We start from the raw sequence: 8,592 nt of genomic DNA on the forward strand, positions 1-8,592 counted from the left end.
GTCCTGCAAGGCCCAGCTGCGCACCGCGAATTCCAGCCGCGCGTCAAAGGCACCAGACAGAAAACACGCCAGAACGTTCAGCATCCCCTCGGCCAGCGTTTCGGCATATTCCAAAGACGCCCGGATCAGGGGGAAGGTCGTCCGTTCCTCCCAGCCGTCGATCAGCGCGGTCAGCAGCGCCTCGCGATCCTCGAAGAACCAGTAGAAGCTGGTGCGCGACAGGTTCAGCCGCCGGGCCAGCGGCAGGATCTTTACCGCATCGATGCCGCCGTCGATCAGCGCTTGGTAGCCGGCCTCCAGCCAGCCCTCGCGCGATCCGCGCCAGCCGGTCTCGGGGAGGGCGGCTTCGGGAGCAACTTGGTTTTCCATGGCTTTTGCATAGCCGCCGCGGCGATTCGGCTCAAGAGAAATGTCCAGTGATGCATACAAAAGGATCAGTTGTGATTTTTTAATTGACACATGTGAACATTTCCTGCCTTCCTGAAGCCGCGACTCCCCACCCCTCACAGGCAGAGCCATGTCGAACGATCCCCTTTTGCAGCCCTATCGGCTGAAGCACCTGACGCTGCGCAACCGCATCATGATCACCAGCCACGAGCCGGCCTATCCCGAGGACGGCATGCCCAAGGACCGCTATCGCGCCTATCACGTCGAGCGGGCGAGGGCCGGCGTGGCGCTGACCATGACCGCCGGCTCGGCCTCGGTCTCGCGCGACAGCCCGCCGGTCTTCAACAACATCCTGGCCTGGAAGGACGAGGTGGTCGGCTGGATGAAGCGGCTGACCGACGAATGCCACGACCACGGCTGCGCGGTGATGATCCAGCTGACCCATCTGGGCCGGCGCACGCGCTGGGACAAGGCCGACTGGCTGCCCGTCGTCTCGCCCAGCCATGAGCGCGAGGCGGCGCATCGCTCGTTCCCGAAGAGGATGGAGGACTGGGACATCGACCGCATCATCGCCGACTATGTCGATGCGGCCGAGCGGATGAAGGCAGCGGGGCTGGACGGGCTGGAGCTGCAGGCCTATGGCCACCTGATGGACCAGTTCTGGTCGCCGCTGACCAACGACCTGGACGGGTCCTATGGCGGCAGCCTGGACAATCGGCTGCGCTTCACCTTCGACGTGCTGCGCGGCATCCGCGAGCGCTGCGGCGAGGATTTCATCCTGGGCGTGCGCTATACCGGTGACGAGGACCTGCCGGGCGGGCTGACGGCCGAGGACGGGCTGGCGATCTCGCAAAAGCTCAAGGACAGCGGGCTGGTCGACTTCCTGAACGTGGTCAAGGGCCATATCGACACCGATGCCGGGCTGACCGACGTGATCCCGGTGCAGGGGATGCGCAACGCCCCGCATCTGGAATTCGCCGGGCAGATCCGCAAGGCCACGGGCTTTCCGACCTTCCACGCCGCCAAGATCCCCGACGTGCCGACCGCGCGCCACGCCATCGCCGCAGGGCTGCTGGACATGGTGGGCATGACGCGGGCGCATATGGCCGACCCGCATCTGGTCCGCAAGGTCGTCGAGGGGCGCGAGGACGACATCCGCCCCTGCGTCGGCGCGAACTATTGCCTCGACCGCATCTACCAGGGCGGCATGGCCTTTTGCCTGCACAACGCGGCAACCGGGCGCGAGCAGACCATGCCGCAGACCATCCCGCCCGCCCCGGCGAAGAAGCGCATCACCATCGTCGGCGCCGGTCCGGCCGGGATGGAGGCCGCCCGCGTCGCTGCCGAGCGTGGCCACGAGGTCACCGTCTTCGAGGCCGCCGACCAGCCCGGCGGCCAGATCCGCCTGACCGCCCTGGACGAGCGGCGCCGCGAGATGATCTCGATCATCGCCTGGCGCATGGCGCAATGCGAGAAGCACGGCGTGAAGTTCAACTTCAACACCTTCGCCGATGCGGCCGACGTGCTGGCCACCGAGCCCGACGAGGTGATCGTCGCCACCGGCGGGCTGCCGCATGTCGAGGTGCTGGAGGCGGGCAACGAGTTGGTCGTTTCGGCCTGGGACATCCTGTCGGGCGACGTGAAGCCGGGCCGCAACGTGCTGGTCTATGACGATGCCGGCGACCACGCGGCGCTGCAGGCCGCCGACCTGATCTCGGCCACCGGCGCCGCGGTCGAGATCGTGACGCCGGACCGCAGCTTCTCGCCCGAGGTGATGGCGATGAACCTGGTGCCCTATATGCGCAACCTGCAAAAGCGCGACACCACCTTTACGGTGACATGGCGTCTTCGGTCGGTCGCGCGCGAGGGCAACCAGTTGCGCGCCATCCTGGGCAGCGATTACGGCGCCTTTGCCCGCGAGCGCATCGTGGATCAGGTGGTAGTCAACCATGGCACGCGGCCGCTGGACGAGCTTTACTTCGACCTGAAGCCGCTGTCCTCGAACCTGGGCGAGGTTGATTACGAGGTCCTGACCACCGGCGGGTTGCAGGAGGTTCGCAAGAACCCTGAAGGCAAGTTCCGCCTCTACCGCATCGGCGATGCGGTGGCCGCCCGCAACACCCATGCCGCGATCTACGACGCATTGCGGCTGGTCAAGGATCTGTGAGGCATCCGGCGCGCGGGGAGTGACCCCTGCCGCATCCGGGAGGTCAACCGGAATGTCGCGACCCCAAGCCCTGCAAGATTTCCTCGATGTCGCCTTGCCCACCATGCGGGCGCGGGCGCCAAATGCCGTTCATGCCATGCGATCCGGCAATGAACCGCTTTTCGTGCCGTGGGCGCTCCGGGGCTTGATCGAACCCGCCGTGAAGCGCAACCCGGTCGCGTTGCAGCGATAGCATCGCCGACCTGGATTTCACCGACTGGCGCCGGAGCGACGCCGCCGCGGCTGGCCCTATGGGCTACGGAATGAGGTTTCTCGCCGGAATACTCCACCTTGGCCGGGGGAGGCAGGTTGGGGCTTGCATTTGCCATAGCGCCCGGGCGAGGCGTGCCGGTGTTGCACCTGGGCGCAGAGCCCACGGATGCCGCTCGCAGAATCGGCGGGTATCGGCGGGTATCGGCGTTCGCGCGTCCGGGGCCGCCGGCCCTTTCCGGCAGGAAAGGCGCGGTCCGTCGCCGCGGCGGCTTGCTCAACTCATGGCATTTGATGCCTCTCAAGCGCTGCGCCGGATGCCGGGTCCTGTCGGCCGGGCGATCCTGAATGTCGATCCGGCCTAGCGCTGGCCGGGGTCGTCGAAATCGATCCCGTCGAAGATCCGGGCGATCCTTTGCGCGTAATCCTCGCTGTCCAGCCAGTCGGCCAGCCTGTCCATGGTGGCGATGAAGGCCGCCACCTCGGCCTTGGAAAGCGGATCGAACACCGCCTCGAGGGCACGGGCGGACAGCAGGTCGGCGCGGTCGCGCACCCGCTGCCCGGCCTCGGTCACGAACAGGCCGAAGCGCCGGGCATCGGCATCGTCGTTGCGCCGCTCGACATGGCCGCCGCGCACCAGGTTCTGGATCAGCCGCGACACCAGGCTGCGCTCCAGCCCGGTCATCACCGTCAGTTCGGCAAAGGTCGTGCCGGGGTTGTCGCCGATCAGCCGCAGCACCCGGATCGTGCGCACGTCCAGCCCGACCAGGGCGATGAAACGCTCTTCGACCGAGCGGATCGATTCGGTCGCCAGCAGGTTCAGCTTGTAGATCGCATTGCCCTGCCGAAAGCTTCTCGACCAGGTTTTTCCCATGTTTCCGCCCGCTTTTCCGTCCTTTGCCAAGGACATAGGAGAGGCGAAATAATTCCTTTGCGCAATGATCTTATTATGCAACAATTTTATATCGAGACTGAAAACGTGATTCGCAGGGAGGGAAGCATGGGTCTGGTCCAGGATATCGTCGCGCAGGAAAGCACCTTCGTCGGCTGGCGCCGGGCGCTGCATGAAAATCCCGGCATCGGCTTTCAGGAAACCTTTGCCGCCGATCTGGTCGAACGCAGCCTGCGCGACTTCGGCTTTGACGAGGTGCATGCCGGCATCGGCGGCACCGGCGTGGTGGGGGTGCTGCGCGGCAAGCGGGAATCGAACCGCGCCATCGGCCTGCGCGCGGACATGGACGCGCTGCCGATCATCGAGGAAACCGGCAAGCCCTATGCCTCGAAGGTTCCGGGCGTGATGCATGCCTGCGGCCATGACGGCCATACCGCGACGCTGCTGGCCGCGGCCTGGCACCTGGCGCGGACCCGCGATTTCGCCGGCACCGTGCATTTCATCTTTCAGCCCGCCGAAGAGGGGCTGGGCGGTGCGCTGGCGATGATTCGCGACGGGCTGCTGGAGCGTTTCCCCTGCGACCGGCTTTACGCCTATCACAATTTTCCCGGCATGGAGCAGGGGCATATCTACAGCTGCAACGGCCGGGCCATGGCGGGGTGCAGTTTCTTCACCATTCGGGTGCAGGGACGCGGCGGCCATGCCGCGCTGCCGCAGACCACCGTCGACGCGGCGCAGATCGCCGCCAATCTTGTGGTGACGGCGCAAAGCGTTGTGGCGCGCAATCTCGATCCGCTGGAAACCGGCATCCTGTCCTTTACCGATGTCTATGCCGGCACCAACAGCCACAACGTCATCCCCGACAAGGCTACGCTGAAGGGGTGCCTGCGCTATTTCGACAAGTCGGCCGGCGCACTGATGAAACGGCGGCTGGAAGAGGTCGCCAAGGGCGTCGCCGCAACCTATGGCGGCGAGGCGAGCCTGGCCTATGACGACAATTTCGTGCCGCTGGTCAACGATGCCGAGGCGACGCGGGTGGCGATGGCCGTGGCCGCGCAGGTGGTCGGGCCCGAGCGGGTGCATGCCGATGCGCCGCCGCTGACCGGCAGCGAGGATTTCGCCTTCATGACCGAGCGCGTGCCGGGGAGCTATGTCCTGGTCGGCGCCGGTCCCGGCGCCATGCCGCACAATCCCGGCTATGACTTCAACGACGAGATCCTGACGGTGGCGGCCAGCTATTTCTGCCGCCTGGTCGAAACCGAACTGGCCTGAACGCGCCCTGCCCGGCAGGGCCTGCAAGGATTACCCGTATGGAACATGTCTTTTCGGTGGCCAACGGCCCCGTCCTGTGGCTGCTGGCCGGCCTGATCGTCGGCACCGTCGTGGTGCAGGCATTGCTTTACCTGCGCATGACGCTGCGCCTGTCGAACGATTACGGCATCCTGACCCGCGACGAACGCCTGCGGGTCTACAAGACCGCGACGATCAACTCGATAGGGCCGGCGATCGCCGTCTTCTTCGTCGCCGTCTCGCTGGTCGCCATGGTGGGCGGGCCGGTCACGCTGATGCGGGTCGGGGTGATCGGGTCGGCTATTTTCGAGTTCGTCGCCGCCGAGATGGGCGCCAAGGCCGCGGGTGCGACGCTGGGCACCGACAGCTATACGCTGCAGGCCTTCACCGCCTCGGTCTGGGTCATGACGCTGGGCGGCATGGGCTGGCTGGTCAGCACCTTCCTGATGACGAAAAGCCTCGACCGCACGCGCGACAAGCTGTCGGTCGGCAATCCGCAGTTGATCCGGGCGCTTGGCACCGCGACGCCGGTGGCGATCTTCCTGATGCTGGGACTGGGCGCGGCCGTGGCCAAGGCCGGGCTGACGGATTTCACCGTGGCCTGGGACGATCTGGCCGCCCTGATGATCGGGGCCGGCACGATGCTGATGCTGGGCCGGCTTGGGCGGCGCTGGCCGTGGCTGCGCGAATGGGCCGTGGGCTTCGCGCTGATCGCCGGGCTTGCCGCCGGCTATCTTGTCGGCCTGATCCAGGCCTGATCCCCGAAGCTTCAGGAGCGATCCATGACCAAGCAGAACCTCGAGACCCATTACCGGACCAGCTTCATTCCGCGGGCGCATCGCATCGGGCGCATCACGCTGCTGATCGCCATGGTGATCTGCCTGCTGCCCGCGCTCTACCTGTCCTTCGTGCTGGGGGCCTGGCCCGGCGCGGGGGTGATCCTGACCGGCTTTCTGGCCGTGCTGGCCTTTGTCGGCATCATCTGGATCGTCGAGCCGATCTCCTATTTCCCGGTGCTGGGCGTTTGCGGCACCTATATGAGCTTTCTGTCGGGCAATATCGGCAACATGCGCATGCCGGTGGTGATCTCGTGCCAGCAGGCCGTCGAGGCCGAGACCGGCTCGCGCAAGGCCGAGGTCGCGGCGGTGCTGGGCATCGCCGTCTCGGTGCTGGTGAACCTGGTCTTTCTGGTGGCGCTGGTGGTGATCGGCCGGGCGCTGATCGATGCCATGCCCGCGCCGATGGCGGTCGCGGTCAAGGAATACACGCTGCCCGCGCTTTACGGTGCCGTGCTGGTGATGTTCCTGAACAGCGCCACGCGCCGGAACGCGCTGACCGGCATCCTGTGCGGGCTTGCGATCTTCCTGTCGCCGATCCCCGGGGTTCTGGGCACCGCGGTTGCAGGTGTCCTGGCGATCCTCGTCTGCTTCGCGACGAACCGCAAGACCGCCCGCCCGGCCGGCGGCCAGACCGCGTGACCATGGCCTTGGGCTGATACCCGCAAGGGGGCGGGGCGTTTTCGACGCTCCGCCGTTGCACCAGTTCCATATGCGTGGCGGCGGTGCGCGAATCGTGCCTGCCGCCCGGCATTGTCACCCGCCAATCTCGCGTCGCCGTAACGGCCTTACCGGGATCACCCGGTGGTGTGGGGGATGCCTGAGGGACGGCGACAGATTCCGCCGCCATTGCTGCGGAAAACGACCTAGCTGACCCTCGGCACCTGTGGCAGCCGGATGGATATTGCGGCGGGCAGCGGGGCCGGTTCAGCTTGGCAAGCTCCTTGCCGACCCTATCCGTCAAGGACCGTGGCCGGACACCTGGTCTCTTCGTGCTTCTTGATGTGCCGTCGCAACGTCCGGGGAGACACCCCGTATCTGGTAGCCACAGCCTGCAAGCTTTCGTTCTTGAGGCATCGGGAGGCTTCCAGGAGCTCCTCGGTGGACAGTATCGGAGGGCGGCCGATGTGACGGCCGTTCCTTTGCGCCTCCATCATCCCGGCCTTGGTGCGTTCGCTGATGAGGGTGCGCTCGAATTCGGCCAGGGCGGCCATGATGTGAAAGACCAGCCTGCCGCCGGACGATGTGGTGTTGACCTCTTCCGTGAGGGACTGGAACTCCACGCCGCGCTTCCCCAGCTCATCGATGACCTGCACGAGGCCGGTGAGGGATCGGCCCAGGCGGTCAAGGCGCCAGACGACCAGCGTCTGACCCGGCTTCAGGACGCGCAGCAGTCGCTCCAGGCCGGGGCGGGACATGACCGATCCCGAAAACCCGTGATCCTTGAAGATTTCGTCGCATCCTGCGTCTCGCAAAGCGGTCAGTTGCAGGTCAAGCTTCTGGTCCTCGGTGGACACGCGCGCGTAACCGATCTTCATCTTGGTTCCTTTCGTCCGCTTTCGTGCACCACCGGCCGCCGAAGCAGGAACATGAGGGCCTATCGTGGGGCTGGGATGCTCGCGAAGCTTTTGAAAAAATTTAATATTCTTGCCTTCTGGCCATTCACTGCCTTCACTTCGCAACTTGCACTAAACTATACCGGGTTGTTCTGTAGTTCCCAGCAGGCCGTCTAACAATGTAAAAGGGCTGGGTTCTGTCGCATGACCCAGCTTGCCCGGCCGGAGATGGTGGAGGCCGTCCAGAGGTTCGCGGGGAAATGCGCGGCGCTCGGCACCGGAGACGCTGCCGCCCGCGACGGGGCCGGAGCTTGGCAAGGACGCCTTGCGTTATCACCGCGGACTTGCAGCGCAGATCCTGAAGATCAGGCCGGACGAGGTGCTTTTATGTGGCCCGCTGATGCAGGAGCTTTGGGATGAGCTGTCGAAATCCGGGGCAGGGCGGGTCGATGGCGCGCATTATCCCCGGGGTGGAGGTTTTGCTTTCAAATCTCGCCGGCCATCTGCGGTCGGGGGACACCGTTCTTCTCAAAGCGTCGAACTCCGTCGGCCTTGGGCGTATCATGGGCCGGTTTGTCAAACACGGTTAGCGTAGAGAGGGATTTCCTCCTCCCATTCGCGCCAAATCGCTGCCCTGTGGAAAGGGTTTCCCGATACGTGAATATGAAGCCCCTACAGGGGTAAAACATCTGGAATTGGGTTGTGATGTCATGCAGCGCATATAAAGCGACTGCGGCTGCTCTGCAGGCTCAACGCCGCAACGACGCATCCTCGACAATCCATGAGACAAGATTCTCGAATGTGAGGCCGTGATGTGCCGCAATCTCGGGCAAAAGCGAGATCGGTGTCATCCCCGGCTGGGTGTTGATCTCAAGCCAGATGAGTTCTCCAGTATCCGGGTCATGGCGGAAGTCGGAGCGCGTCACGCCCCGGCAGCCGATCGCCCGATGTGCAATCTCGGAATATCGCAGGATTTTCTCCTCGATATCCGGGGGCAAGACGGCTGGACAAATATGTCGTGAACCGCCGATCTCGTATTTGGCGCTGAAATCATACCATGCGCCGTCCTTGGGGACGATTTCGATGATACCCAGCGCCTTTCCGCCCAGCACCGCGCAAGTCAGCTCCCTGCCGGGAACATAGCGTTCGGCCATGACATCGGCCGATTCCGCCTCGTTCGCAGCCAGTTGCGGCGGTGCCTCTCCGCTGCGCACG

The 8,592-nt window shown here is 65.0% G+C and carries 8 protein-coding genes; 4 read left to right on the top strand and 4 right to left on the bottom strand.

What is annotated here, in order from left to right:
• The coding region (locus BLT64_RS25310; RefSeq protein ID WP_139171661.1) for a TetR/AcrR family transcriptional regulator at positions 1-369 on the bottom strand (369 nt) is incomplete at its 3' end.
• 148 nt (positions 370-517) lie between these two features.
• Here BLT64_RS25310 and hpbA point away from each other — a divergent pair.
• Positions 518-2,554 carry an N-methyl-L-proline N-demethylase HpbA gene (gene hpbA / locus BLT64_RS25315; RefSeq protein WP_011747520.1) on the top strand — a complete coding sequence of 679 codons (2,037 nt, stop codon included), beginning with the start codon at positions 518-520 and terminating at the stop codon, positions 2,552-2,554.
• Positions 2,555-3,164: 610 nt separating this feature from the next.
• Here hpbA and BLT64_RS25320 read toward each other — a convergent pair.
• Positions 3,165-3,677, bottom strand: a complete 513-nt coding sequence (locus BLT64_RS25320) for a MarR family winged helix-turn-helix transcriptional regulator (RefSeq protein ID WP_011747521.1) — start codon at positions 3,675-3,677, stop codon at positions 3,165-3,167.
• Positions 3,678-3,803: 126 nt separating this feature from the next.
• Between BLT64_RS25320 and BLT64_RS25325 the strand changes: the two genes are divergently transcribed.
• The 3 genes from BLT64_RS25325 to BLT64_RS25335 are packed head-to-tail and all read left to right on the top strand — an operon-like array spanning position 3,804 to position 6,463.
• Complete coding sequence (locus BLT64_RS25325; protein WP_011747522.1) at positions 3,804-4,967, top strand: amidohydrolase; 1,164 nt, start codon at positions 3,804-3,806, stop codon at positions 4,965-4,967.
• Between the two features lie 38 nt (positions 4,968-5,005).
• Positions 5,006-5,743: a DUF5058 family protein gene (locus BLT64_RS25330; RefSeq protein ID WP_011747523.1), complete on the top strand. Its 738-nt coding sequence runs from the start codon at positions 5,006-5,008 to the stop codon at positions 5,741-5,743.
• A 24-nt stretch (positions 5,744-5,767) separates the two neighbouring features.
• Positions 5,768-6,463 carry a hypothetical protein gene (locus BLT64_RS25335; RefSeq protein WP_011747524.1) on the top strand — a complete coding sequence of 232 codons (696 nt, stop codon included), beginning with the start codon at positions 5,768-5,770 and terminating at the stop codon, positions 6,461-6,463.
• Positions 6,464-6,774: 311 nt separating this feature from the next.
• Here the strand turns inward: BLT64_RS25335 and BLT64_RS25340 are convergent, their stop codons facing one another.
• Both BLT64_RS25340 and BLT64_RS25345 read right to left on the bottom strand, forming a co-directional pair.
• Complete coding sequence (locus BLT64_RS25340; protein ID WP_011747525.1) at positions 6,775-7,359, bottom strand: recombinase family protein; 585 nt, start codon at positions 7,357-7,359, stop codon at positions 6,775-6,777.
• Between the two features lie 767 nt (positions 7,360-8,126).
• A partial coding sequence (locus BLT64_RS25345; RefSeq protein WP_496559552.1) for a D-alanine--D-alanine ligase occupies positions 8,127-8,592 on the bottom strand: 466 nt, incomplete at its 5' end.

This window comes from Paracoccus denitrificans (genome assembly GCF_900100045.1).
In the GTDB taxonomy this organism is placed as follows: domain Bacteria; phylum Pseudomonadota; class Alphaproteobacteria; order Rhodobacterales; family Rhodobacteraceae; genus Paracoccus; species Paracoccus denitrificans.

What these genes read in the sequence shown, in the direction of transcription:
- hpbA (WP_011747520.1), top strand. Translation starts at nt 518, where the DNA reads ATGTCGAACGATCCCCTTTTGCAGCCCTATCGGCTGAAGCACCTGACG.
- BLT64_RS25320 (WP_011747521.1), bottom strand. Translation starts at nt 3,677, where the DNA reads ATGGGAAAAACCTGGTCGAGAAGCTTTCGGCAGGGCAATGCGATCTAC.
- BLT64_RS25325 (WP_011747522.1), top strand. Translation starts at nt 3,804, where the DNA reads ATGGGTCTGGTCCAGGATATCGTCGCGCAGGAAAGCACCTTCGTCGGC.
- BLT64_RS25330 (WP_011747523.1), top strand. Translation starts at nt 5,006, where the DNA reads ATGGAACATGTCTTTTCGGTGGCCAACGGCCCCGTCCTGTGGCTGCTG.
- BLT64_RS25335 (WP_011747524.1), top strand. Translation starts at nt 5,768, where the DNA reads ATGACCAAGCAGAACCTCGAGACCCATTACCGGACCAGCTTCATTCCG.
- BLT64_RS25340 (WP_011747525.1), bottom strand. Translation starts at nt 7,359, where the DNA reads ATGAAGATCGGTTACGCGCGCGTGTCCACCGAGGACCAGAAGCTTGAC.